Annotated in this window: 17 protein-coding genes and 1 tRNA gene; 8 read left to right on the top strand and 10 right to left on the bottom strand. The window is 65.7% G+C overall.

Going from position 1 to position 25,418, the window contains the following annotated elements:
• Complete coding sequence (locus tag E0702_RS14800; RefSeq protein WP_132045202.1) at positions 1–303, bottom strand: urease subunit gamma; 303 nt, start codon at positions 301–303, stop codon at positions 1–3.
• Between the two features lie 285 nt (positions 304–588).
• Here E0702_RS14800 and E0702_RS14795 point away from each other — a divergent pair, with 285 nt between their 5' ends.
• The gene (locus E0702_RS14795; RefSeq protein WP_132045200.1) at positions 589–1,737 is read left to right on the top strand and encodes a PQQ-dependent sugar dehydrogenase; all 1,149 of its coding nucleotides are present in this window, start codon (positions 589–591) and stop codon (positions 1,735–1,737) included.
• Positions 1,738–1,914: 177 nt separating this feature from the next.
• Here the strand turns inward: E0702_RS14795 and purL are convergent, their stop codons facing one another.
• Positions 1,915–5,877 carry a phosphoribosylformylglycinamidine synthase gene (gene purL / locus E0702_RS14790; RefSeq protein ID WP_132045198.1) on the bottom strand — a complete coding sequence of 1,321 codons (3,963 nt, stop codon included), beginning with the start codon at positions 5,875–5,877 and terminating at the stop codon, positions 1,915–1,917.
• Between the two features lie 176 nt (positions 5,878–6,053).
• On the opposite strand from purL, the gene mltF reads away from it, so the two are divergent.
• Positions 6,054–7,484: a membrane-bound lytic murein transglycosylase MltF gene (gene mltF, locus E0702_RS14785; RefSeq protein WP_132045238.1), complete on the top strand. Its 1,431-nt coding sequence runs from the start codon at positions 6,054–6,056 to the stop codon at positions 7,482–7,484.
• Positions 7,485–7,487: 3 nt separating this feature from the next.
• On the opposite strand, the gene tadA is transcribed toward mltF, so the two are convergent.
• The gene (gene tadA / locus E0702_RS14780; RefSeq protein ID WP_132045196.1) at positions 7,488–7,946 is read right to left on the bottom strand and encodes a tRNA adenosine(34) deaminase TadA; all 459 of its coding nucleotides are present in this window, start codon (positions 7,944–7,946) and stop codon (positions 7,488–7,490) included.
• An 87-nt stretch (positions 7,947–8,033) separates the two neighbouring features.
• Between tadA and E0702_RS14775 the strand changes: the two genes are divergently transcribed.
• The 3 genes from E0702_RS14775 (at position 8,034) to E0702_RS14765 (ending at position 12,701) form a co-directional block, all read left to right on the top strand.
• The gene (locus E0702_RS14775; protein WP_132045194.1) at positions 8,034–8,861 is read left to right on the top strand and encodes an acyl-CoA thioesterase; all 828 of its coding nucleotides are present in this window, start codon (positions 8,034–8,036) and stop codon (positions 8,859–8,861) included.
• A 35-nt stretch (positions 8,862–8,896) separates the two neighbouring features.
• A tRNA-Thr gene (locus E0702_RS14770) sits at positions 8,897–8,972 on the top strand.
• 132 nt (positions 8,973–9,104) lie between these two features.
• Positions 9,105–12,701: an EAL domain-containing protein gene (locus E0702_RS14765; protein WP_132045192.1), complete on the top strand. Its 3,597-nt coding sequence runs from the start codon at positions 9,105–9,107 to the stop codon at positions 12,699–12,701.
• Here the strand turns inward: E0702_RS14765 and E0702_RS14760 are convergent.
• Positions 12,662–15,334: a bifunctional diguanylate cyclase/phosphodiesterase gene (locus tag E0702_RS14760; RefSeq protein ID WP_132045190.1), complete on the bottom strand. Its 2,673-nt coding sequence runs from the start codon at positions 15,332–15,334 to the stop codon at positions 12,662–12,664. The two genes, E0702_RS14765 and E0702_RS14760, sit on opposite strands and share 40 nt — an antisense overlap.
• A 142-nt stretch (positions 15,335–15,476) precedes the next feature.
• On the opposite strand from E0702_RS14760, the gene E0702_RS14755 reads away from it, so the two are divergent.
• Positions 15,477–16,757, top strand: a complete 1,281-nt coding sequence (locus E0702_RS14755) for an MgtC/SapB family protein (RefSeq protein WP_132045188.1) — start codon at positions 15,477–15,479, stop codon at positions 16,755–16,757.
• 118 nt (positions 16,758–16,875) lie between these two features.
• On the opposite strand, the gene E0702_RS14750 is transcribed toward E0702_RS14755, so the two are convergent.
• Both E0702_RS14750 and E0702_RS14745 read right to left on the bottom strand, forming a co-directional pair.
• Positions 16,876–17,325, bottom strand: coding sequence for an META domain-containing protein (locus tag E0702_RS14750; RefSeq protein ID WP_132045186.1), 450 nt, complete (start codon positions 17,323–17,325; stop codon positions 16,876–16,878).
• A 153-nt stretch (positions 17,326–17,478) separates the two neighbouring features.
• Positions 17,479–18,669: a M24 family metallopeptidase gene (locus E0702_RS14745; protein WP_132045184.1), complete on the bottom strand. Its 1,191-nt coding sequence runs from the start codon at positions 18,667–18,669 to the stop codon at positions 17,479–17,481.
• Between the two features lie 136 nt (positions 18,670–18,805).
• Here E0702_RS14745 and E0702_RS14740 point away from each other — a divergent pair, with 136 nt between their 5' ends.
• Positions 18,806–19,531, top strand: coding sequence for a YebC/PmpR family DNA-binding transcriptional regulator (locus tag E0702_RS14740; RefSeq protein ID WP_132045182.1), 726 nt, complete (start codon positions 18,806–18,808; stop codon positions 19,529–19,531).
• 89 nt (positions 19,532–19,620) lie between these two features.
• On the opposite strand, the gene E0702_RS14735 is transcribed toward E0702_RS14740, so the two are convergent.
• The 3 genes from E0702_RS14735 to E0702_RS14725 all read right to left on the bottom strand — a co-directional run bounded on the left by E0702_RS14735 (position 19,621) and on the right by E0702_RS14725 (position 22,558).
• The gene (locus tag E0702_RS14735) at positions 19,621–20,523 is read right to left on the bottom strand and encodes a PA4780 family RIO1-like protein kinase (protein WP_132045180.1); all 903 of its coding nucleotides are present in this window, start codon (positions 20,521–20,523) and stop codon (positions 19,621–19,623) included.
• A gap of 68 nt (positions 20,524–20,591) precedes the next feature.
• Positions 20,592–21,995, bottom strand: a complete 1,404-nt coding sequence (gene dbpA, locus E0702_RS14730) for an ATP-dependent RNA helicase DbpA (RefSeq protein ID WP_240721774.1) — start codon at positions 21,993–21,995, stop codon at positions 20,592–20,594.
• Positions 21,996–22,165: 170 nt separating this feature from the next.
• Complete coding sequence (locus E0702_RS14725; protein WP_132045176.1) at positions 22,166–22,558, bottom strand: HIT family protein; 393 nt, start codon at positions 22,556–22,558, stop codon at positions 22,166–22,168.
• Positions 22,559–22,753: 195 nt separating this feature from the next.
• On the opposite strand from E0702_RS14725, the gene E0702_RS14720 reads away from it, so the two are divergent.
• Entirely contained in the window at positions 22,754–23,071 is a 318-nt protein-coding gene (locus tag E0702_RS14720) for a hypothetical protein (RefSeq protein WP_132045174.1), read from the top strand.
• 250 nt (positions 23,072–23,321) lie between these two features.
• Here the strand turns inward: E0702_RS14720 and E0702_RS19065 are convergent.
• On the bottom strand, positions 23,322–25,418 hold a 2,097-nt coding region (locus tag E0702_RS19065; RefSeq protein ID WP_165927537.1), incomplete at its 5' end, for a hypothetical protein.

Genomic DNA, 25,418 nt, shown 5'->3' with positions numbered 1-25,418 from the left:
TCATTGTACCGGCCCCGTTACCGTCACGAGTTTAGTGCCGTCGGGGAAGGTCGCCTCGACCTGCACTTGAGCGAGCATCTCCGGCACTCCCTCCATCACATCATCGCGGCTCAGCACGTGACGCCCCGACTCCATGAGGTCGGCAACCGTTTCGCCATTGCGAGCCCCCTCGAGCAGATACGAGGTGATGAGTGCCGTGGCCTCGGGAAGGTTGAGCTTGAGGCCGCGCTCCTTGCGCTCCAGCGCCAGCTTGCCGGCCGTGTAGATCATTAGCCGCTCTTGCTCGTGCATACTGAGAAACATGGGACTCCCCCTGAGCGTTATGGCAAGAGTCGAGACGACGCCTTTGTCCAGCTGTCTTGCTGACTCCAGCGTGCCGTTCGGATAAACAGCCACTCCTCAAGCAAGCTAGCACACCCCCAAGAGGCCACAGCGTTGAATTGCCGCTTCTCAAACGGGGCCAAGCCATGCTACCGAGCCATGTCGAAGGGCCGGGACACCCTCCCTTCGCCCACCCGCCGCACGACTTGCGGGTGCCGGTCTATGCTGTTCTGTGAGAACCCGAATCGATTCTGGAGGAGGCCCGATATGCCGGTCATGTTGCGCAGGCTGACCCTCACCCTGCTAGTGAGCGGCCTGACCCTCGGCGCCTGGGCCCAGGCGGCCGAGACCCTGATCGAGGGCCTGGAGAGCGATCATCACACGCTGCGCCTTGAGCGCATCGCCGCCGGTCTCGAACACCCCTGGTCGCTGGTCTTTCTGCCCGACGGCGACCTGCTGGTCAGTGAACGCCCGGGGCGTCTGGCACGCATCGACCAGGCGGGTCGGATGACCCGCCTGGAGGGTGTCCCCGAGGTGAGCACTCGCGGCCAGGGTGGCCTGCTCGATCTCGCCCTGCACCCGCGCTTCGGCGATGGTGAGCACGACTGGCTCTACTTCACCTGGAGCCAGCCCGGCAGCGGTGGCACCGCCACCACTCTCTCCCGGGCGCGGCTGGGCGACGACTCCCTGACCCATATCGAGACGCTTTTCGAGCAGGGCCGTTTCTCCGCCCCCGGGCGCCACTATGGCTCGCGACTCGCCTGGCTGCCCGACGGCACGCTGCTGATGAGCATCGGTGACCGCGGGCGCGAGCCACCCCGCGCCCAGGATGGCGGCGATCATGCCGGCAGTGTGCTGCGCCTGACCGACACCGGCGGCGTGCCGCCCGACAACCCCTTCGTCGACGACGCCGCGGTGCTCGACGAGCTCTTCACGCTGGGCAATCGTAACCCCCAGGGTCTCACCGTCGCAAAGGATGGCACCCCCTGGTCCACCGAACACGGTCCGCGTACCGGAGACGAGCTCAACCGCCTGGTGGGCGGCGACAACTATGGCTGGCCGGTGGTCAGCCGCGGCAACGACTACGGTACCAATCAGCCCATCGGTCGTGACAGCGCACCGGGCATGCGTGATCCCGTGCATGTCTTCGACGGACGCTTCGCCCCCTCGGGGCTGGTCGAGGTCAGCGGCGACACCTTCACCGCCTGGCAGGGTCACTTTCTGGCCGGTGGCCTGGCCAGTGAACGCCTGATCCGCCTGGCGCTGGAAGGAGATGAGGTGGTGGAACACGAAGTCCTGCTGGAGGGCGAGATCGGACGCATCCGCGACGTCCGTCAGGGACCCGACGGCACCATCTATCTGCTCGAGGACGCCACGAATGGTGCGCTCTACCGGCTGACGCCGGTAGCCCCTTAACGTAGCCCCATAGCGCCCCGGGGCCGCCTTGTCGCGACTCGACTGGATCGCGATAACGACCGGCATGCCGAGTGCGCCTTGACTTGCTACTGGAAGACCGACGTGAGCCAGAATGACGACGCCCGGGGCAGAACAAGTGCTCCCGGGCGTCGCAAGGTACGGAGGGTTGCTAAGCGATCAGTCGAGCCAGACGCGGGCGTTGCGGAACAGCCGCTGCCAGGCACCGTCCTGGGTCCACTCGGCGGGACGCCAGGAGTTGGTCACCGCACGCACCACCCGCTCCGGATGGGGCATCATGATGGTGACCCGGCCATCCGGAGTAGTCAGCCCGGTAACGCCGGAGGGCGAGCCGTTGGGGTTGGCCGGGTAGCGAGTGGTGACCTGGCCGTAGTTGTCCACGTAGCGCAACGCCACCTCGCCGCTGCCCTGCAGCTTGCGCAGATGGGCGCTGTCACGGAACTCGGCGCGCCCCTCGCCGTGGGCCACGGCAATGGGCAGCCGCGACCCCTCCATGCCGGCCAGCAGGATCGAGGGGCTCTTCTCCACCTGGACCATGGCCACGCGAGCCTCGAACTGCTCCGACTCGTTGCGCACGAACCGCGGCCACGCGTCGGCCCCGGGGATCAGCTCCTTGAGCTGGGCAAGCATCTGACAGCCGTTGCACACGCCCAGCGAGAAGCTGTCCTCGCGCTGGAAGAAGGCCATGAACTGGTCGCGGGCACGCTCGTTGAACAGCACCGACTTGGCCCAGCCGCCGCCGGCACCCAACACGTCGCCGTAGGAGAAGCCACCGCAGGCCACCAGGCCCTTGAACTCATCCAGCGACACCCTGCCTGCCAGGATATCGCTCATATGCACGTCCACCGACTCGAAGCCGGCGCGGTCGAAGGCCCAGGCCATCTCCACCTGGCCGTTGACCCCCTGCTCGCGCAGCACCGCCACCGGTGGCCGTGCCAGGTTGAGCCCGGGGGCCTGGAGATAGCGAGCCGCGATATCCTCGTCGACATCGAAGGTGGGGGTGGCAGAGAGCCCCGGGTCGCGATCGTCGAGCAGGCCGTCGAACTCGCTCTTGGCACACTCGGGATTGTCGCGCAGCGCCTGCAGGCGATAGCTGGTCTCGGCCCAGGTGCGCTGGGTCCGTAGCCGCGTGGTCTCGAGCAGCGGCTCCTCGAACAGGGTCACCCGCACCTGGTCGTCATAGCGCGGCCGCGCTATGACCCCACAGGTCTCGAGCCCCGCCGCGGCAAGCTGGGCCAGCACCTCCTCGGTGTGCTCACGGCTCACCTGGATCACCGCGCCCAGCTCCTCGGCGAACAGCGCGTTGAAGGCCTCCACCGGCTCGTCCACCAGCCAGTCGAGCTTGATCTCGAGACCGGCATGGGCCGCGAAGGCCATCTCCAGCAGGGTCACCAGCAGGCCACCGTCGCTGCGGTCGTGGTAGGCGAGCAGCTTGCCCTCGACGTTGAGTCCCTGGATCACCGCGAAGAACGCCTTGAGGTCCTCCGGGTCGTCCAGGTCGGGACACTCATCCCCCACCTGACCGTAGACCTGGGCAAGGGCCGAGCCACCCAGGCGATTGCGACCTCCACCCAGGTCGATCAGGATCAGGTCGGACTCGTCCTGCTCCAGATTGATCTGGGGTGTCAGGGTGCGCATGGCATCCGTGACCGGGGCAAAGCCGGTGATCACCAGCGACAGCGGCGAGGTCACACTCTTCTCCTCGCCCTGACCATCATCAGAGTCGCCCTCCTCCTGCCAGGCGGTGCGCATGGACATGGAGTCCTTGCCTACCGGCACGGCGATGCCCAGGGCCGGACAGAGCTCCATGCCCACGGCATGCACGGCGTCGTAGAGCGCCTGGTTCTCGCCGGGATGGTCGGCGGCACTCATCCAGTTGGCGGAGAGCTTGATGTCGGAGAGCTTCTCGATGGGCGCGGCGGCCAGGTTGGTGATCGCCTCGGCCACCGCCAGGCGGGCACTGGCGGCCGGGTCGATCAGTGCCACAGGCGGTCGCTCGCCCATGGCCATGGCCTCGCCGGCATGGGTGTCGAAGCTCGCCGTGGTCACCGCCACATCGGCCACCGGCACCTGCCAGGGCCCGACCATCTGATCGCGGGCCACCTGGCCGGTGATCGAGCGGTCACCGATGGTGATCAGAAAGCTCTTGGAGGCCACGGTGGGCAGGCGCAGGACACGATCCATGGCCTCGCGCAGGTCGAGGTTGTCGAGCATAACGCCCGACAGCTCATGGCTCTGCCGCTGGAAGTCACGGGTCATCTTCGGCGGCTTGCCGAACAGCACGCTCATCGGCAGGTCGACGGGCCGGCTCTCGAAGTGGCCGTCACGCACCGTCAGGTGATGGGCCTCGGTGGCCTCGCCAACCACGGCGTAGGGGCAGCGCTCACGAGCACACAGGGCCTCGAAGGTCGCGAGATCCTCCGGCGCCACCGCCAGCACATAACGCTCCTGGGCCTCGTTGCACCAGATCTCCAGCGGGCTCATGCCCGGCTCGGCGTTGGGTACCGCACGCAGGTCGAACAGGCCACCGCGCTCGCCATCCTTGACCAGCTCCGGCAGCGCATTGGAGAGACCGCCGGCGCCCACGTCATGGATAAAGCACATCGGGTTGTTCTCGCCCAGCGCCCAGCAGCGGTCGATCACCTCCTGGGCCCGGCGCTCCATCTCGGGATTGCCACGCTGCACGGAGGCGAAGTCCAGGTCGGCGCTGGAAGCACCGGACGCCATGGAGGAGGCCGCCCCGCCGCCCAGGCCGATCAGCATCGCCGGGCCGCCCATCACGATCAGCTTGCCGCCTACCGGGATCTCGCCCTTCTGCACGTGGCCATCGCGGACATTGCCGTAGCCGCCGGCGATCATGATCGGCTTGTGGAAGCCGCGGCGCTCGATGCCATTGGCCCCCATCGCCTCCTGCTCGTAGGTACGGAAGTAGCCGGTGAGATTCGGCCGACCGAACTCGTTGTTGAAGGCTGCACCGCCGATGGGGCCCTCGAGCATGATCTCAAGCGCCGAGACGATACGTTCGGGCTTGCCATAGTCGAACGCCTCCCAGGGCTGCACGAATTCGGGGATGCGCAGGTTGGAAACGGTAAAGCCGCTGAGACCCGCCTTGGGCTTGCCGCCGATGCCGGTGGCCCCCTCGTCACGAATCTCGCCACCGGCGCCGGTGGCCGCTCCGGGGTGTGGAGCGATGGCCGTCGGGTGGTTGTGGGTCTCCACCTTCATCAGGATCTGGATCGGCTCTTTATGGCCGGCGTAGGTGGCACGCTCCCCTTCACGACCGGTCAGCGGGGCCGGGAAGAAGCGTGGTGCCTCGCTACCGCGGATCACCGCGGCGTTATCGCTGTAGGCGGAGAGGATATCGTCCGGCGAGGCCTGATAGGTATTCTTGATCATCTTGAACAGCGAGTGCGTCTGCGCCTCACCGTCGATCACCCAGTCGGCATTGAATATCTTGTGACGACAGTGCTCGGAGTTGGCCTGGGCGAACATCATCAGCTCGACATCCGTGGGGTTGCGCCCCAGTTCGCGGAAGGCTTCGACCAGGTAGTCGATCTCGTCATCCGCCAGGGCCAGGCCAAGCTCGGCGTTGGCGGTCACCAGCGCCTCGCGCCCACCCTCGAGAAGGTCGACGCTACCCAGGGGGGCCGGCTCATGGTGAGCGAAAAGCTGCGCCGCATCGCTGGAGTCGGTCAGCACCGTCTCGGTCATGCGGTCGTGCAGGATGGCGATGATCTTCTCGAAGGCCTTCTCGGAGAGCATGCCCTTGAGCTTGACCCGGTAGGCGATGCCGCGCTCGATGCGATTCACCTGGGACAGGCCGCAGCTATGGGCGATATCGGTGGCCTTGGAGGACCAGGGCGACTGGGTGCCGATGCGCGGCACCACCAGGAAGAGCTGGCCCTCGCCGGCATCACCGCCAGCGCTCTGGGGTTCGGCCCCGTAATCGAGCAACTGCTCCAGCACGGACAGGGCCTTGCCGGAAAGCTCACCCGCATGGTCGACGAAGTGCACATACTCCGCACCCAGCGAGGCAACGTCACCCACGTCATCACGCAGGGCAGCCAGCAGCTTGGCATGACGGAAGGCGGAGAGGGCGGGGGCGCCGCGCAGTTCGAGCATATCCAGGAGCCTCTGAGAATCTTTACGATCGGGGGCCGCGGCCTGCGGCACAGAGCGCATATGATACTGGAAAGCCAGTGGCGGAAGAAATCCGGTTGAGCAAAGAGGCAAGCGCACGGATGACAGCCGCAGCAGGGCTGGGTATCGTGAAGGGCCTCACTGCAGCCGATCACCGCATGCCACTGATTCCGAGTGCACCCCTGAGGCATACCGCCATCGCGCTGCTGGCGATAGCGGTGCTGACCCTGCTCCCCGAGCCGCCACGCACGGCCAGGCAGGGCCTGCTCGACACCATCCTCATCCGGGAACTGCTCAGCGTGCACACCCGCAACACCCCCACCACCTACTACGAGGGGCGCGAGGGTCCCACCGGGTTCGAGTACGAACTGGCGCGACGCTTCGCCAGGCAGCTGGGCGTCAGCCTGACCATTCGTGCCGATCACCATATCGAAAGTGCCCTCGAGGCGGTGCGCCAGGAGGGCGACATGGCGGCGGCGGCCCTGCCCCTGGAGCCCGACCTGCCAGGGGTGGTCTTCAGCCGCCCGATCATCGAGCTGCAACCGGTCGTCGTCTATCGTCGTGGACTTCCCCCGGTGGAGACCGCCGACGACCTGCCCGGCCTGACTCTGGGCGCCATCGGCGGTGCAGGCACCGGTCGTGTACTGAACGAACTGCAGGCTGACTATCCGGATCTGCGCTGGGAGGCCTCCTCCGAGGTGGAGGTCGCCGAACTGCTCGGCCAGGTGGAGGATGGCGAACTCGACGCGGCGGTACTTTTCGACCACCAGTTTCGCCTCAACCGGCTTTTCTTTCCCGACGTGGAGCGCGGTTTCCTGCTCGGCGATCCGCTCTCCATGGCCTGGGCCTTCCCGGCCGATCACAGCCTGACGCTGGTCGAGGCCGCCAACCGCTTCCTCTCCGAACTGCACGAGAGCGGCGAGCTCGAGGCGCTGGTGGCCCGCTACTTCGGCCATGACGACTTCCTGGAGTACGTCGGCACGCGCACCTTCCTCGACCATGTCGAGGCGCGCCTCCCCCAGTACACCGAGCTGTTCCGGGAGGCCGCTCGGGCCTCGGACTTCGACTGGAAGCTGCTGGCCGCCGTGGGCTACCAGGAGTCGCACTGGGACCCCCAGGCCACCTCCCCCACCGGCGTGCGCGGCTTGATGATGCTGACCAATGCCACCGCCGGCGACCTGGGAGTCAGCGACCGTCTCGACCCCGCCCAAAGCATCCATGGCGGGGCCCGCTATCTGCGCCAGTTGCATGACCGCCTCCCCGAATCGATCCAGGGCAAGAACCGTCTCTACATGGCCATGGCGGCCTATAACGTGGGGCTGGGGCACCTCTACGATGCCCGCCGAATCACCGAGCAGCGCAGCGGTGACCCGGACCTCTGGACCGATGTTCGCGAGTCGCTGCCGCTGCTGCAGCAGCGCGAGTGGCACAGCCAGACGAAGTACGGCTACGCCCGGGGCGGCGAGCCGGTGATCTATGTCCGCAATATCCGCCGCTATCACGAGATTCTCAGCTACGTGGAGCGCAGCCGGCGTGAGTTCCCTCGGCTTAACGCCCGCACGACGCAGCCCGCCCCCATCGACCCATAAGGTCTATGAGGAGCGGCGTGTGGCGAAGAACTCCTTGAGCAGGCGCGACGCACGCGTCGCCAGCACCCCCCCTTCCACCGCCACTCGATGGTTGAACCAGGGCTGGGCAAAGAGGTTGGCCTTCGACTCCACCATGCCGCTGCGCGGCTCGGCGGCGGCATACACGAGGCGCGCGATGCGGGCGTGAATGATCGCCCCGGTGCACATCAGGCAGGGCTCCAGGGTCACGTAGAGGGTACAGCCATCTAGACGATAGTTGCCGAGTCGCCCGCTGGCATCACGCAGCGCACGGATCTCGGCATGGGCACTGGGGTCGTGCCCGCCTACCGGCGCATTGTAGCCGACGCCGAGGATCTCACCGGCGGCATCCACCACCACCGCCCCCACCGGCACCTCGCCCGCGGCGAGCCCTAGCCGAGCCTGGTCCAGGGCCCGGTGCATATAGAATTCATCGCTGCGCACTGCCCGGAACTCCCGTAGACTGAGTGGCTGGCAGACGATCGTATGATATCGATGGCCACCCTGCACGCCATCCTCCGGAGGAGACCGATGACGCCCGACGCCCTGAACGACCTGGTGGACCTGCTTGGTCTGGAGCCTTTGGAAGAGAACCTGTTCCGCGGCCGCAGCCAGGACCTCGGGCTGCCCCAGCTGTTCGGTGGCCAGGTGCTCGGTCAGGCGCTCTCGGCGGCCACGCAGACCGTCGCCGCGGCTCGCCGCCCCCACTCCCTGCACGGCTACTTCCTGCGCCCAGGGGACCCGCACCGTCCGGTGGTCTATCAGGTCGAGGCGGTGCGCGATGGCGGCAGCTTCGCGACGCGCCGGATCACCGCCATCCAGAAGGGGCGCCCCATCTTCTTCTGCAGTGCCTCCTTCCACGATGCTGAGCAGGGTTTCACCCATCAGACGGCGATGCCGACGGTCTCATCACCGGAGCGCCTGATCGAGAAGGGTGCCGAGCTGGCCCGCTTCGACAACCATCCCATCGAGTTCCTGCTCGACAGCGAGGAGTGTCAGCCCGGCCAGCCGGCTCGCAAGCGCATCTGGTTCCGGCTGGTGGGCGACCTTCCCGACGACCCCGCAACACACCGTGGCCTGCTGACCTACAGCTCCGACTTCAACCTGTTGACCACCTCCCTGGTGCCTCATGGCATCGGCTTCCGTGATCCCAAACTGCAGATCGCCAGCCTCGACCACGCCCTCTGGTTCCACCAGGAGGTCAGGGTCGACGACTGGCTGCTCTACGACATGGATAGCCCCTGGGCCGGCCAGGCACGGGGCTTCGCCCGTGGCAGCATCTACGACCGCGAGGGCCGGCTGGTCGCCTCCAGCGCCCAGGAAGGCCTGACCCGACTACACGACAAGCCCCGGGGCTAGTCCGCGAAACCTCCCGGCGCTACCATGACGGTCAGGCCGCAATAGCTCAGTTGGTAGAGCAACGCACTCGTAATGCGTAGGTCGGAGGTTCGACTCCTCTTTGCGGCACCAGATCCTCGTACAAGAAAGCACCCTGTGAAGCGGCCACTCGCGAACCCTCGCGGTGGCCGTTTACATTTCTGCTACTTAATTAGCCCTCCCCGGAGACGTTATCTCCTCGAGCCGTTATGCTGAAGCTAAGGCATGGACGACCAACGGAGTAATGCCAGCGGCATGGCACGCCTATCCCACTCTCCCCCTTGGCTTTGGTTGATTGCCATCGCCGGCATCATGCTGACGCTGGCTTCTGCCCAACAGGCGCGTCACGACGTCGAGTCCGAGGCACGGCAACGTCTGGCCTTCGGCGCCGACCAGATCACCCTGCGTGTCGAGGAGCGCCTGGCGGCCTATGCGTTGATCCTGCAGGGAGCCTCGGCACTGTTCGACGCCTCGGAGACGGTGGACCGTAGCGAATGGCGCGCCTTCGTCGAGCACCTGCACTCCTCGCCGCTGCTGGGGAATATCGAGGGGATTGGCTTCGCTCGCCATATCCCTGCCGAGCGCATGACCACTCATCTCGCCAGCGTGCGTGCCGAAGGCGTGGCCGACTACATGATCACGCCTGCCGGCGAGCGTGAGGTCTATGGCCCGGTCCACTACTTCGAGCCCTTCACCAACCGCCACCGGCATGCCCTGGGGTACGACATGCTCTCCAATCCCACGCGACGCGACGCCATGGAGCGCGCGCGTGACTCCGGTCAGGCGGCCCTGAGCGGACGGGTCAAGCTGGTCACCGAACAGGGCGAGCCGCAGCCGGCCACCCTGATGTACCTGCCTGTCTATCGAAGCGGCACGCCCCTGGAGAGCATCCAGCAGCGCCGCAATGCCTTGCTCGGCTGGACCTACATGCCCTATCGCATGCACGACCTGATCGCCGGCATCCTGGCCACACACGACTGGAGCGACAACCTGCCTTTGGCCCTGAGCCTGTACTCAGACGGCAGCAACACCCAACAAGAGTTGCTCTATCGTAGCCACACCGAGCCGCTTCCCGCGACAAACCTCGAGCAGATCCGTCGGATCAAGGTCGCCGGGCAGACCTGGAAGCTGGTCTTCCAGTATCGCACCCCCGATGCCGCAACCCCTCTTACCACTCTCTGGTGGCGGCTGGCAGGCGGCCTCACCCTCACCCTGCTGCTCTGCGCCCTGATCGCCTCGCTGCTGAGCACTCGAGCCCGTGCCCAGCAGATGTCCCAGACGCTGACCCAGACCCTTCGCCAGCGCGAGACGCAGCTCGAGCGAGCCGTCTCTCGCCTGCAGACCATCGCCGGCCGCCTGCCCGGGGTGGTCTATGAGTACCGTCTCGAGCCCAATGGAGACTCGCACTTCCCCTATGCCAGCGAAGGCATGCGACGGATCTACGGGGTACCACCCGAGCAGGCCAGGCAGGACGCCACTCCGATATTCAACACCATCCATCCGGATGATCGAGATGTCGTGGTGCGCTCCATCAACCACTCCGCCGAGTCCTTGACCCCATGGCGCCAGGAGTACCGGATCCAGCTGGCGGATGGCGAGATTCAGTGGGTGTTCGGCGATGCCCTGCCTCACCTGGAGCAGGATGGCGCCATCACCTGGTACGGCGTGATCATCGATATCTCGGAGCGCAAGCAGGCCGAATCGGCCCTCTACGCCGCGCACCTCGAGACTCAGCGGTTCCGTGAGGCTCTCGACCATGTCGACGCCTATATCTACATGAAGGACCATCACTACCGGTACACCTACGCCAATCGCGCCACCCTCGAGCTGCTGGGTTGTGACAGCGAGACCCTGGTGGGCAGCAGGGATGAGCACTTCCTCGACGCCGAGAGCGTCGCCCGTCAATCCGGACTCGACCGGCGAGCGCTCGCCGGCGAGCAGATTACCGAGGAGGTGGTCAGTCACGACGCCGAAGGCAATCGCCGGGTCTACCTGGAGATCAAGGCCCCCATCCGGGACGGCAGGAAGGTCACCGGGCTGCTCAGCACTTCCAACGATATCACCCTGCTCAAGGAGCACGAACAGCAGCTGGAGTACCTGGCCCACTACGACCCACTCACCGGCCTGCCCAACCGGGTGCTGCTCGCCGACCGCCTGAGCCAGGCCATGGCCCATGAGCAGCGCCTGTCACACCAACTGGCCGTTCTCTACCTGGATCTCGACGGTTTCAAGGCGATCAACGACCGCTTCGGCCACGCCGCCGGCGATCATCTGCTGGTGACCCTCGCCCATCGTATGAGCCTGGTGCTACGGGAGGGGGACACCCTGTGTCGCCTGGGCGGCGACGAGTTCGTGGCGGTCCTGGCAGACATCACCGACACCCAGAGCATCGAGCCCCTGCTGCGCCGGCTGCTCAAGGTGGTCGCCCAGCCGGTGTGGTACGAGAGTCAATACCTCAAGGTCAGCGCCAGCCTGGGGGTGACCTTCTACCCCCAGGCGGAGAGTGTCGAGGCCGACCAGCTGCTGCGCCAGGCCGATCAGGCCATGTACCACGCCAAGCTGGCCGGCAAGAGCCGCTACCACCTCTTCGATGCCGACCTCGACCGCTCGATCCGCAGCCACCACGAAAGCCTGGAGCGCCTGCAGCAGGCGCTGGAGCAGGAGGAGTTCGAGCTCCATTACCAGCCCAAGGTCAATATGCGCAGCGGCGAGGTGATCGGAGTCGAGGCGTTGGTGCGCTGGAATCATCCCACGCGTGGCCTGCTCCCCCCGGACCAGTTCCTGCCCATCATCGAGGAGCACCCGCTGATCGAGGCACTGGGGGAGTGGGTGATCCGCCAGGCCCTCGCCCAGGCCGCCGCCTGGCACAACACCGGCCTTCCTCTGGCGGTAAGCATCAACATGGCGGCCCATCACCTCAACCAGCGCCAGCTGCCGGAGCGACTGACGGCGCTGCTCGCCGAACAGCCCGAGCTGCCCGAAGGTAGCCTGGAGCTGGAGATCCTCGAGACCAGTGCCCTGGGCGATCTCACCCAGATCAGCGGATTGCTGGAGGCATGCCAGCACATCGGCGTGCGGGTCTCGCTGGATGACTTCGGTACCGGCTACTCCTCGCTGACCTACCTCAAGTGGCTGCCGGCGGGCACCGTCAAGATCGACCAGAGCTTTATCCGCGATCTTCTCGACACGCCCGAGGATCTCAAGATCCTCGCCGGCGTGCTGGGCCTGGCCGAGGCCTTCGAGCGCCAGGTGATCGCCGAGGGGGTCGAGACCCTGGAGCACGGCCAACTGCTGCTTCGCCTGGGCTGCGAGCTGGGCCAGGGCTACGGCATTGCCTACCCCATGCCGCCGGAGGCGATCCCCGCCTGGTGCGCCGAGTGGCGCCCGCCGGCCCAGTGGGCCGGGCAGATGCCGCTACCAGCGAACCGACTGCCACTGCTGAGTGCCGGTATCGAGCATCGCGCCTGGTGTCGCCAGCTGCATCGCGATCTGGAGGCCGGTGACAGCCCGCTGTCCTCACCGCTGGCAGGCTCGTCCTGTCACTTCTGCGACTGGCTGGCCCGGAGTCATGTGCGGAAGCTACCCGATCTGCGCCACCTGGCCAGACTACACCAGGAAGTTCATCGTCTGGTGGCTAACCTGATCGAGTGCGGCCCCGAGGAGGATGCCGCGCGGCAACATCGCCTCCTCGATGCCACCTTTGCGCCACTGCTCGCCGAGATAGAGAGCCTCATCTCAGGGTCTGGGGCCCGGAGCGGGCCGGGTCAGGGCTTGTCGCTGGTTCAGACGGAGAGCGACAGGGGCAACCGCTCGAGTGGTTGAGGACGGCTGAACAGATAGCCCTGGAAGCGTGTGCATCCATGGGTAGTCAACCAGTCACGCTGCGCCTCGGTTTCGACCCCCTCGGCGATCACATCCAGCTCCAGGCTGCGTGCCAGGGAGATGATGCTGATCACGATGGCCGCCGAGGTCTGATCCTCCAGCAGATCGCGTACGAAACTCTGATCGATCTTGAGCTGTGCCAGCGGCAGGCGCTTGAGATAGGAGAGCGAGGAGTAGCCGGTGCCGAAGTCGTCCAGGGAGAAGCGAACGCCACGCTCGCTCAGGCGCAGCATCTTGGCCCTGGCATCATCACGCTCCTCCATGAACAGGCTCTCGGTGACCTCCAGCTTGAGACGCTTGGCTGGCGCCCGGGTGGCATCGAGAATCGCCAGCACCTGCTCGACGAAATCGTCCTCGCGAAACTGGACGGGGCTCACATTCACCGCCATGACCAGATGCTGTCGCTCAGGGTCGGCGGCCCAGACGGCCAGCTGACGGCAGGCGCTCTCCAGTGCCCAGCCGCCGATCGCCAGGACCATGCGATTCTCTTCGGCCAGGGGAATGAACTCCCCCGGAGAAACGACACCCCGCCCGGGGTGCTGCCAGCGCAGCAGGGCTTCCACACCACACATCTCGCCGTTGGCCGTGATCTGAGGCTGATAGTAAAGTTGAAACTCCCCCCGTGGCAGCGCCTGACGCAGGTCGGACTCGAGTCGAGCCCGCGCCTGCAGACGCGCCTGTATCTCCGGGTCGAAGAAGCTCAGGGTGTCCCGGCCCGCCACCTTGGCCTGGAACAGCGCCGTATCGGCCTGCTGGAGGATGCCATCCAGGTCGACCTCATGTTCATGGAACAGCGTCACCCCCAGGCTGCCGGTCACCACCAGCGGCTCACCCTCGAGCACCTGAGGGGCCTGCAGAGCGGACAGCAGCTTGAGCGCGACCTCTTCGGCGTCCTTCGCGGCCTCCTCGAAACACTCTCCGAGGCCTTGCACCAGCAGCGCGAACTCATCGGCGCCCAGGCGCGCCAGGGTATCGGTTTCACGCACCACCGCGTGCAGGCGCTCGGCGACCTGGCGCAGCAGTTGATCTCCCCTTCGATGGCCGAGGGTGTCGTTCACCCGCTTGAAGTTGTCGAGATCGAGGAAGATGAGCGCCGCGAAGCAGTCGCCGCGCTCATTATCGCGCTGCATGCCTTGCAGGCGATCCATCAGCAGGCGTCGATTGGGCAGCCCCGTCAGCGGGTCGAAGAACGCCAGCTGATGGATCTTTCGCTCGGCGGCCTTGCGCTCGGTGAGGTCACTCAGGGTCGCCACATAGTGGGTCAATTCCTTCTCGGCATTACGCACCGCGCTGATGGTCAACCACTCGGGAAACACCTCGCCGTTGCGTCGACGATTCCAGATCTCACCCTGCCAGCTATCGCGGCACTCGATGCTCTCCCACATCTCCGCATAGAAGGCCTCGTCATGCAGTCCGGAGCTGAGCAGATGCGGGGTCCTGCCCAGCACCTCAGCTTCGGCATAACCGGTAATGCGGGTGAAGGTGGCGTTGGCACGCAGGATGATGCCCTGGGCATCGGTGATCAATATCCCCAGGTGTGTCTCGAAGGCAGCGGCGGCGATCCTCAGCTGGGCTTCATGTCGAAGCGACTCCCCCTCCAGCCACAGCCGATTGAAGTAGTGACGCAACAGCAGCCCGCCAAGCGCGATCACCGTCACCATGATAGCCAGATAGAGCCATAGCCGCTGGACCCAGCCCGCCAGCGCCACCGTCACCTCCTCGCCAACCACCGTCATGAAGGGCAGCTCACCGATCAGCCCCGCATCGAAGAAGCGCTCCTCGTCATCCAGGGCCGAGCGATAACGATAGCTGCCTCGTTGCTGCCCGCTCTCGAGAAAGGTCTCGATCAAGGCCCCATGAACCATCTTGCCGAGCCCACCCTGGGAGCCATCGTCTTCGAAGGCGGGAAATCGGGCGACCAGCTGCTTCTCGGTATCGATGATGGCAGTGCTCTGCCCCGCAGCCATGTTCATCGATGCCAGGCCGTGGTAGAAGAGCTCAGGCTTGAGCTCGACGCTGACGACTCCACCACCGGCCAGGCCCCGAGCATGCACCACTCGGTACCCACGATCCGTGGATGACCAGAAAAGCGGGGTAACGGCCTGCTCACCGGGCGCTAGCGTCAGCAGCCGATGGTAATAGGGAAGCCCCCCCAGGGGGCGCCCCGGTGGGTAGTCGCCGCGGGAGGAGGCCAGGACCCGCCCCTGGGCATCCAGCACGCTGATCCTGTCAAGGAGCCCCAGGTCGGCATCCAGGACACCCAGCCAATCTGCCAACGCCCCAGAGGCATCGTCCTCGGTACCCGCTTCACCCTCCAGATGCGCCGATACGCTGGCCAGCACCACCTCGCTGGAGGAGAAGATGCTGGACACCCACTCCGCCACCAGGTCGGCCCTGGCGGAGTTGCGCTCCTCGGCGGCCTGGATATCACGGCGATACTGTTCGAGGGCAAAGGCACCGATCACCGCCAGCAGCAGTAGTATGCCCCCAACATAAACGACAAGGGCGCGGCGCCTGTCGCGTTGGAGGTGATGCTCGGTATCGAATGGCGCAAGGTCTAGAGAGTACGGCATGCTGATGGCAGTCTTGTCTGATGACGTATCGGGTGAATTCTGCCCGTAGATTAGCAGCTCGTCGGGGGTGTTCGGGCGGTTTCCGCGCTATCCACCCTCCCCACCCCTCCCCCGTTTCCACTGCCAGCTGGAGCACTTTCTCATGGAAGAGGCCACCCGCCATTTTCTCGATGCCAATCAACCGCTGCTCCGTCTGGCCGTGGCCCTGCTGCTGGGCGCGCTGATCGGCATCGAGCGCGGCTGGGTCGCCCGCGAGCAGCAGGCCGGCGAGCGCATCGCCGGTATCCGCACCCATGCCCTGGTGGGGCTGCTTGGCGGTATCGCTGCCCTGCTCTCCACCACCCTGAGCGCCTGGGCGTTTCCCTTGATGTTTCTGGCGGTGGCGGGCACCGCCCTGGTGGCCTGGCGGGCACGCCTCACCGAGCGCCAGGACTACAGCATCACCGGCCTGGTGGGGCTGCTGCTGACCTTCTGCTTCGGCGCCGTGGCCGTGGAGGTGGACCCGGCCCTGGCCACCACCTGTGCCGTGGCCACGGCGCTGATCCTCGACAACAAGCGCGAGATACACGGTCTGCTCGCCAAGCTGCAGGCCCACGAGCTCGACGCCGGCCTCAAGCTGCTGGTCATCAGCGCGGTGATGCTGCCGCTGCTGCCCGACCAGGCCATGGGGCCCGGTGGTTCGTTAAACCCCTATGAGATCTGGTGGATGGTGGTGCTGATCGCCTCGGTCTCCTTCGTTGGCTACTTCGCCATCCGCATGGGCGGCGCCGAAAAGGGCATCCTTTTTACCGGGCTGTTCGCCGGCCTCAGCTCCTCCACCGCCCTGACCCTGCACTTCGCCCGTCAGTCACGGCTGACCCCGGGGCTCTCGCCGATGCTCGCCGCCGGCATTCTGATCGCCTGCGGCACCATGTTTCCGCGCATCCTGCTCTACGCCGCGGTGATCAGCCCCGGCCTGCTGCCGGCCCTGCTGGTGCCGGTCGCGCTGATGGGCGCCACCCTCTATCTGCCGGCGCTCTGGCTGTGGCGTCGGCATCGCGGCGATGGCGCGGTACAGCAGCCGGGCTCCGGGCAGAACCCGCTGGATCTGCGCATGGCACTTTTCTTCGGCGCCCTGCTGGCAGTAATCATGTTGCTGGGTGAGTGGCTACGCGACGCGCTGGGCGACGCCGGCATCTATCTGCTCGCCACCACCTCGGGTATCGCCGACGTCGACGCCATTACCCTTTCCCTGACCCGCATGTCACTGGACGCCATCGGCCCCGACACCGCGGTGATCGGTATCATCCTTGCCGCCGCCACCAACAATCTGGTCAAGGCCGGCCTGGCCGGTGCCTTGGGCACGCGCCACACCGCCGGGCGGGTGGTCATGCCGATGCTCGCCTCCCTGACGATCGGCCTCGCCACGGCCTGGCTGCTGTAGTCGGTAGCGCGATCGGTAGCGCAAAAAAAAAAAAAACGACGCCCGTCACGGCGGTGACGGGCGTCGAGTGGGTCGCAGGGGGTAACTGACAAGAGCAGTGCTCAGTAGCGTATGGAGCTCAATAGAGATGTACCGCCTCGAAGTGGGCCAGCGCCTCGCCCTCGGCATCGACGAGGGTCAGTGCCTTGCCGTCGACCTGCCAGGTATCGACGCTGCCCAGGGCGTCGAGGAAGGCACGCTCGAGCGTCATCACCTCGCTGGGGCAGGCCATCATGGTGGTGGCCACCTGCGCAAAGCTCAGCCGATCTCCCTCGAGCTCGTACTGCCCCATCATGCGGTTGCACCCGGTGGAGCCGGCCAGGCGGCTATCCTCGGCGTGCAGCACCAGATGCGCCTCCCGCGCCTCGTCGATGGCAATTGCTTCACGATCACCCACCGTTTCCAGCTTCCAGTAGGTGTTCTCCAGCGGCTCGTCGCCGGGGCCATTGGAGGTGGCATCAAATCCGGCACAGCCGGCCAGCGTCACGGCACCCAACAGCAGGGCCGGAAGAGAGAGTCTGCGGATCATCGGTGGTCACTCCATTGCCATTTTCGGAGCCATGTCAGACACCTCTGAGCCATAAAGTTCCATCCCGCGCGGCATATGGTCTTTTCGGTCCGCGGGCCCTCAGTCGTTGACTTAGTCATTGACATGGCCACCGCCGGCCGGGGTGATCGCTCGTCAATCCCCGGTGTCACTCAGCCGCCAGTCGTTGTCGGTGATGGCTTCGCCGCCCTGGGGGGTGACACGCACCGTATCGCTGATGCCCACGCCCCACTCCCCCGGTCGGCGCAGGCAGAGCGGCAGATGAAAGACCATGTCGGCGGCGAACTCGCGCCGCTGGCCACGGGCAATATAGCCGGTCCCCTCTACCCAGCTGGGCGGGAACTGGGCACCCACGGCATAGCCGAACACTCCCGAGAAGAAGAGCCGGTCGGCATGAGGGACGAGTAGCGTCTCGGCGGCCCTGGCGGCATCGTCGAAGGTGCGCCCCGGGCGCATCTCGGCGATCAGACTCTCGAAGAGCGCCCGACATAGATCGCGCAGCGCCTGCATCTCGGCGCTGGCCCGCCCGGCTACGGCGGTGCGCATCATCGGTGCGGTATAGCGCTGGAAGGCAGAACCGAACTCCAGAAACACCGGGTCATCACGCTCGATCACGTTGCGCTTGTGGTTGACGTGAATGACGCTGATGCGCCGGCCGGTGGTGACGATGGGCTGCAGGCTCATGAACTCGCTGCCGGCCGCCAGCAACGCCCGGCTGCCCTCCGCGGCCACCTCGCTGTCGGTCACCCCCGGCGCGATCATCGCCTCGGCGGCGGCCAGTCCCGCCGCGGTGATCCTGGCGCTCTCGCGCAGGCAGTCGAGCTCCGCCGGCGTCTTGACGAGGCGAATGGCATCGAGCAGCGCGCCGCCGTCATCGCGGAAGCGCTCGGCTCCCAGCCGCGCCTGCAGCTCACGAATGACCCCCAGCCGAAGGCCGGCACCATAGAGATCCAGGCCGATGGCGCGATACGCCGCCAGTGTCTCGGCCAGCGGCGCGATCACCCCGTCGATGCCCTCCCAGCGGTAGCCGAGGATCTCGTCCACCGCGGCGGTGACCACCGCAGGCCCGGTCTCGATGGAGGGCACCTGCAGCACCAGCCGCTCGGCGCCGACCACCAGCGCGGTGTGCACCGAGACCTCGAAGGTGTGATAGCCGGTGAGGTAGAAGATATCCGCCGGGTCGGTCAGCAGCAGGGCGTCGAGGCCGGCCAACGACATCGCGTCACGCACCCGGGCCAGGCGGGCAGTGAGCTCGGCAGGGGGAAACGGCAGCTCGCTGCCGCCCAGGGCCCCGGCCAGGGCGTGACGATAGGCGTGATGGTCCATGCAGCCTCCGGATCCGGATGATGATTCCCGGAGTGTAGTCGTGACGGGCGCCATGTAGGACGGAAAAATAGCCCTGTTCGCGTCCCGCCCGGTCTCGTAGAATCCTCTCCCATGTTGAACTCGACAGGACAGTGATATGGGCAGGGCCTTCCAGAACCGCAAGGAATCCATGGCCAAGACGGCCGCCGCCAAGACCAAGGTCTACAGCAAGTACGGTCGCGAGATCTACGTGTGTGCCAAGCAGGGCGGCACCGACCCGGCCGGCAACCTCAGCCTGCGCGGTCTGATCGAGCGCGCCAAGAAGGACCAGGTCCCCTCCCACGTCATCGACAAGGCGCTGGACAAGGCCAACGGCGTGGGCGGCGAGGACTTCTCCCCGGCGCGCTACGAAGGCTTCGGGCCGGGCAACTGCATGGTCATCGTCGACTGCCTGACCGACAACCCCAACCGCACCTTCGGCGAGGTGCGCACCTGCTTCAACAAGACCAAGTGCAAGCTGGGCACGCCGGGCAGCGTCAGCCACATGTTCGACCACTGCGCCATCCTGGCCTTCCAGGGCAGCGACGAGGAGGCGGTGCTGGAGGCGCTGATGGAGGCCGATGTCGACGTCACCGACATCGAGAACGAGGAGGGACAGATCACCGTCTTCGCGCCCCATACCGAATACGCCAAGACCAAGCAGGCACTGCTCGACGCCTTCGGCGAGATCGACTTCGAGGTCGACGAGATCCAGTTCGTGCCCCAGACCACCACACCGCTGGAGGGGGACGACGTGGCCACGTTCGAGAAGCTGCTTGACGCCCTGAATGACTGCGACGACGTGCAGAACGTCTTCCACAGCGCCGAACTGCCCCAGGAGTAGTCGAGCGAAGAGCAAGTCGGGCGAAGGCTAATCCGCGTGAAGGCTAACCCGGGCGAAGAGCACCTCAGCCCGGGAGCAAGCTGATGTGTTCAGCGCCTGCGCTGGGACTCCTGCCACTCCGCGGCGGCTTCCTCCACGCCAGGCTCGTCGCCGCGGTTGAGCGCCGCCTGGCGGCTGGCCTCCTCCTCGCGCACGTCATCGATCACCGTCATCAGCTCGTCGACATCGACGGGAGTGGTGTCATGCACGAAGCGGCCGGTCAGCTGGCTCTCCGGGTGAAGCTCCCCCGCCTCGTACAGCGCCCAGATCTCCTTGCCGTAGTCCGTGACCAGCAGCTCCGGCGCGAAGCGGCCGAAGTAGCGGCGCATATTGTCCACGTCACGCTCGAACATCCACTCGGCGCTGTTGTTGCCGGCGGCATCCACCGCCTGGGGCAGGTCGATGATCACCGGCCCGTCACTGGCCATCAGCACATTGAACTCGGACAGGTCGCCGTGCACCAGCCCGGCACACAGCATCTTCACCACGTCCCGGATGATCTTGGCGTAGGACTCGCGGGCCTGCTCGGCGCTCAGGGTCACGTCGTCCAGGCGCGGCGCGGTGAAGCCCTCGGCATCGCTGATCATCTCCATCAGCAGCACCCCATCGATAAAGCCGAAGGGCTTGGGCACCCGCACGTCCGCCGCGGCCAGCCGGTAGAGGGCGTCGACCTCGGCATTGAGCCAGGCCTGTTCCTGCTCCTTCTGGCCGTAACGGGTCTTCTTGGCCATCGCCCGCGAACGGCGACTGTTGCGCCCGCGGCGCCCCTCCTGGTACTGCACGGCCTGCTTGAAGCTGCGCTGCTTCGCCTCCTTGAAGACCTTGGCGCAGCGCCGCTCCCCGTGGGAGCGCACCACATAGACCTGGGCCTCCTTGCCGCTCATCAGCTGACTCTCGACCGCGTCGATCAGGCCGTCATCCACCAGCGGCTGCAGGCGCTTGGGTATCTTCATCTATTGTTCCTGGTATTGCTGAAACGAATCACTGAACCGGCTTGCCTAAGCGAGCGGCCGAGCCGCCATCAATGGCTGATGCGCCGGGCGCGAAAGCTGCGCCCCTTGATCCTGCCGTTGGCCAGCCGCTCGAGTGCCTGGTCGGCCACCTCGCGGCGCACCGCCACATAGGCGCTGTTGGCCAGCACCTTGATCTTGCCCACCTGGTCACCGGCCAGCCCCGCCTCGCCGGTCAGGGCGCCCAGGATATCCCCCGGGCGCACCTTCTGCTTCTTGCCGCCGCCGATCTGCAGGGTCGTCATGGGCGGCACCAGCGGCTCGCGGGAGAGCACCGAGCGCGGCGGCAGGCTGGCCTCCTCGAGGGGCTCGCCGAGGAAGTCGGTGAGGCGCTCCAGGCGGTAGCCCTCGCCCTGGCCGACCAGGGTGCAGGCGATCCCCGCGCTGCCGGCCCGGCCGGTGCGACCCACGCGATGCACATGCACCTCCAGGTCCCTGGCGATATGGTAGTTGAACACCGCATCCAGCTCGGCGATATCGAGCCCGCGGGCCGCCACATCGGTGGCCACCATGATCGAGGCGCTGCGGTTGGCGAACAGCACCAGCAGTCGGTCGCGGTCGGGCTGCTCCAGGTCACCATGCAGCGCCAGCGCCCCGAAGCCCGCCGCGTTGAGCGCCTGGGCCACCTCATCGGTCTCGCGCTTGGTATTGCAGAACACCACGCTTGAGGCGGGCCGAAAATGCAGCAACAGCCGACACAGCCCCTCAAGGCGCGCCTCGTCGCCATCGGCGACCCGGTAGACCCGCTCGTGGATGCTGCTGGCGTCGTGGGTCTCGGCGACCTCGACCCTCAGCGGCTGGCGCAGCATCGCCTCGGCCACGGGGCGCACCGCAGCGGAGAAGGTGGCGCTGAACAGCAGCGTCTGACGGCTGGCCGGCGTCTCGGCGACGATCGCCTCCAGACTCGCCTGGAAGCCCATGTCGAGCATGCGATCGGCCTCATCCAGCACCAGGGCCTCGAGCCCTTCCAGCCTGAGCGAGCCCTTGCGCAGATGCTCTTCCACCCGGCCTGGGGTGCCCACCACGATATGGGCACCATGCTCCAGGGAGGCGAGCTGCGGGCCGAAGGGCGCACCGCCGCACAGGGTCAATATCTTGACGTTGGGCAGGCTGCGCGCCAGCCGGCGCAGCTCGACGGCCACCTGGTCGGCCAGCTCACGGGTCGGGCAGAGCACCAGCCCCTGCACCCGGAAACTGGTCAGCGTCAGCCGTGAGAGTAGCCCCAGGCCGAAGGCGGCGGTCTTGCCGGAGCCGGTCTTCGCCTGGGCGATCACGTCGCGCCCGGCCAGGATCGGCGGCAGGCTCTCGGCCTGAATCGGCGTCATGGCGGTGAAGCCCAGCGAGGCGAGATTGTCGAGCAGCTCCGGCGCCAGCGGCAGCGCGGCGAAGGAGGCGTCGGAAGGGGTATCAGACAAGGGAGTATCCTGCACAAAGGGATGACCCGGACCAGCGGGTGAGCCGGGTCGTAAACGAACGGCGGTGCAGGCCGGGCGGCATGCACCTGAAGAATGGAAGATGGTTATGTTGCCAGCATAACAGAAAGCCCGCTTTGATACCGCGAGCGCCATTGGTCGCCCGGCTTGGCTCAGCCCAGCGCGGCGCGCAGCTTCTCGGCCGCCGCCGCCAGATCGGCCGAATCGGCCATGGGCAGGTTCTCCACCTGGATATCGCTCATCTCATCCAGCGGGGTCAGATGGATATGCACATGGGGCACCTCCAGGCCGACGATCAGCATGCCCACCCGCTCGCAGGGGAAGGCCTTCTTGATCGCCTTGGCAAGGCGCCGCGAGACCGTCATCAGGTGCTGGTAGAGCGGCTCGGGCAGGTCATCCCAGTGGTCGACCTCCTCCCGGGGAATCACCAGCACATGGCCGGGCTTCATCGGCTGGATGGTCATGATGACCACACACTGGTCATCCTCGTGAACGAAGTGTCCCGGGATCTCGTCCTGCATGATGCGGGTAAAGATGCTGGCCATGCTGCTCTCCTGACGATGACGATAATGGATGCTTGTGATTCAGTCGCGGTGCGGCAGACAATCCACGGGGCGAGTCACGACTAACGTCGCTTACCGCGACACCGGCGATCCAGTATGCTGGACGAGGCAGTACCGCACGACCAAGGAGCAGAATACACGATCGATCCCGCAATCCAAGCCAGCACGGAGGTTCACATGAAGGTCTATAAACCTGAATGGCGGTGCACGTTTAGCGTAAACGAAGGCGTGGATGAAGCAGCCGGCTGGAAGGCACGCATCGCCTGGCGCCTGCGCGATGTCGCCGACCGGCTCGAAGGTGGCGGTAGAACGTTGAAGGTCGACTGCGATGTGGTCCCGGCGGTGAGCCGGGAGGAAGTGGATACCTGCCTGGGCAAGGGCTTCGCCGTGACCCAGGGCCTGCTCACCCAGCTCGCCCACCAGGCGGCCTGCGAGGACGTAATGCGTGATGCCAAGGCAGAACTGTTCGAAGAGGAGAACGCCTCGCGACACTGAGGCCTGCGCGACTCCTTCACACCCCGGGCACCGCTCGGGGTGTTTTTGTGATGCATAGCACTGTTCCGATAAGTGCACATAAGGGGGTTACCGAGACGTGGCGACTCACTAGCGCGCGAACAGGCGAATCAAGCTGAGCATTTGACAACAAACCATATAACTGACCGTGTCAACGCAGGAAGGGCCACTAATGGCCCTTCCTGCGTTGCTACTCGGTCTTTCCTTGGGAAGATCGATTGGTGGCTTCTCCTCAGGGATTGAAGACCCACTGATCACGGTTCTCTGTGTCTTTCTGGAAGCCCAGCGCGGAAGGCCTATTCCAGTCCAGAATAAGCTCGAAGGGCTGCGGCAGAGAAGTCAAATCGGCGACGAACTCGGAGTCCTCCGTGATTTTACCCCCCAGTGTGCGCCCATTCATCGACACTCGAGATTTATTGCCAACAATATCCACAAGGTACTCGACATCCGCCCACTGAGAGTCGGCCAAATCGAACCGAATCTCGCCACCGTTCAGGGAACCACTACTACCAGCGTTGCTCTTGAACGCCCCCCCTTCCAGTGTGATGCGACCGCCATCCAGCCCTTCCGCAGTAGTGATTTCATTAACCGTAAGCGTGCCACCGGCACGATAGTTCACGTTGGTCATAGCCTCCGTCTGCACCCCCGGAGCCATGGTCACGTCACCAAGGCCGCTCACATTGACGTAGCTTGAGCTATTGATGTCACCGCCCTGCACTACATCACCAGCGGCTCGCAGAGAAACACCGCTACCGCTCACCGTTGTGGACAGGTCCAGATCGCCCGAAGTCTTCAGGTCAACGTTGCCGCCGCCGGCCAGCTTGAAGATAGTAAGCGGGTCGGTTCCACGGTTATTAATGTAGACACCGCCACTGCCGCCATCGGCGCGCAGAGAGCTGACGCCCACATCGAGCGGATCGCTGGCGCGAGCGATGCCCTTGGCGGCACTCAGTTCCAGCAGCGAGGCTACAATGTTGTTGGCCTCGGCATTACCATCCAGGATGGTGCCGGCCATCGCCGAAAGTACTACCGCGTTGCCCGGAGTAAGCGCTTCTACTTCATTGACGGTCAGATCGCCTGCCAGGGTGCGCACGCGGATGTCGCCGTCAGTGGCGGAAGCGCTCAAGCCGGTCAGGCCATCCTGCTCCAATACATTAATATTGCCGTTCTCGACAAACAGCTCCAACTGATCCGCTTTGGTATTGATTGCAGTGCTGTCTGTACCGATACCATCCCGGCCGTTCAGGGCGACCTTGGCACCGGTGATCCGGGTGCTAGCGTCGTTGTCGTCGACCAGTGCACCATCCATCGCCATCAACGCCACATCGCCTTGGGCGTTGATGTCACCCAGAGTCGCATCGCCGCCTTCGACCAGTATACCGACTCGACCATCACCGGTACGGGCCTGGCTGATAAATACCGGGCCCTGCTGGCGAAGGATAACGTCACCGGCATCGCTGAGTGCATCGATACGCTCGGCGCGCAACGTCAGCAGATCGCCCAGATTAGTGCTCTTCGGCTCGCCGCCAATGCCTTCACCCGCACGCAGCGTCACGTTGGTGCCCACGATTTCGCCAGCGCCGTCCTGGCGGATGGCGCCGTCAGCGGCTAGGGTCACGTCATCACCGCCGGAGACGACCCGGCCGATACCCAGATTGCCGACGGTGTTGACGTCGATGCCGCCGTCGGCGGTGGTGGCGCCGTCCAGGCGTAGGTCGCCCTGGTTAGCCAGACGGATGGCGCCGGTGCCGGTGACCGCCAGATTGGCGCTATCCAACTCCCCGTTGAGATGGATGCCACCGTCCGCGATGCCCTGCAGGTCGTGGGCCCTGAGGTGACCATCGGCACCGGTGGTCAGCCGACCGTCGCTATCGAGCACTGCGTCGCCGTTCACCGCCAGAGCGTCGATGGTCAGATCACCACCAGCACCCAGGTGGACGTCGCCGTCCGCCAGACTGCTGTCCTTGACGGTAAGGGCGTCAACGTCTTGCAGGTGCAGGTCGCCGGTACCGGTGATGGTGGCGAAGAGGTTTACCACCCGGGTCTTCAGCTTGGAGCCGATACTCTTGACCGCGGACAGGAACAGGTTGTCGCCGTGGATATGCTCCTCGATGGCCTGATTCGCCTGTATGCCGCCCTCCTTACTGGTGAGGGTGACGTCACCGCCGGCCCGCAGGGTTGACACAGCCATGTCACGCTTGGCCTGGAGACTTAGTCCATCGCCAGCGCTCATGGTACTGGTGGCGTCCATGGTGAGCACGCCTCCGGCGGTCATCGCCAGGTTACCGGTGGCGGCTTCGGCACTGCTGTCGTCGAGCGTGATGCTGCC

This window comes from Halomonas marinisediminis, assembly GCF_004347715.1.
In the GTDB taxonomy this organism is placed as follows: Bacteria; Pseudomonadota; Gammaproteobacteria; order Pseudomonadales; family Halomonadaceae; genus Halomonas; species Halomonas icarae.
This window is presented reverse-complemented; position numbering and strand designations above follow the sequence as displayed.

Excerpts from the sequence above, each read along its gene's own strand:
- E0702_RS14800 (WP_132045202.1), bottom strand. The coding sequence starts at position 303 with ATGTTTCTCAGTATGCACGAGCAAGAGCGGCTAATGATCTACACGGCC.
- E0702_RS14795 (WP_132045200.1), top strand. The coding sequence starts at position 589 with ATGCCGGTCATGTTGCGCAGGCTGACCCTCACCCTGCTAGTGAGCGGC.
- purL (WP_132045198.1), bottom strand. The coding sequence starts at position 5,877 with ATGCTCGAACTGCGCGGCGCCCCCGCCCTCTCCGCCTTCCGTCATGCC.
- mltF (WP_132045238.1), top strand. The coding sequence starts at position 6,054 with ATGCCACTGATTCCGAGTGCACCCCTGAGGCATACCGCCATCGCGCTG.
- E0702_RS14775 (WP_132045194.1), top strand. The coding sequence starts at position 8,034 with ATGACGCCCGACGCCCTGAACGACCTGGTGGACCTGCTTGGTCTGGAG.
- E0702_RS14765 (WP_132045192.1), top strand. The coding sequence starts at position 9,105 with ATGGACGACCAACGGAGTAATGCCAGCGGCATGGCACGCCTATCCCAC.
- E0702_RS14760 (WP_132045190.1), bottom strand. The coding sequence starts at position 15,334 with ATGCCGTACTCTCTAGACCTTGCGCCATTCGATACCGAGCATCACCTC.
- E0702_RS14755 (WP_132045188.1), top strand. The coding sequence starts at position 15,477 with ATGGAAGAGGCCACCCGCCATTTTCTCGATGCCAATCAACCGCTGCTC.
- E0702_RS14750 (WP_132045186.1), bottom strand. The coding sequence starts at position 17,325 with ATGATCCGCAGACTCTCTCTTCCGGCCCTGCTGTTGGGTGCCGTGACG.
- E0702_RS14745 (WP_132045184.1), bottom strand. The coding sequence starts at position 18,669 with ATGGACCATCACGCCTATCGTCACGCCCTGGCCGGGGCCCTGGGCGGC.
- E0702_RS14740 (WP_132045182.1), top strand. The coding sequence starts at position 18,806 with ATGGGCAGGGCCTTCCAGAACCGCAAGGAATCCATGGCCAAGACGGCC.
- E0702_RS14735 (WP_132045180.1), bottom strand. The coding sequence starts at position 20,523 with ATGAAGATACCCAAGCGCCTGCAGCCGCTGGTGGATGACGGCCTGATC.
- E0702_RS14725 (WP_132045176.1), bottom strand. The coding sequence starts at position 22,558 with ATGGCCAGCATCTTTACCCGCATCATGCAGGACGAGATCCCGGGACAC.
- E0702_RS14720 (WP_132045174.1), top strand. The coding sequence starts at position 22,754 with ATGAAGGTCTATAAACCTGAATGGCGGTGCACGTTTAGCGTAAACGAA.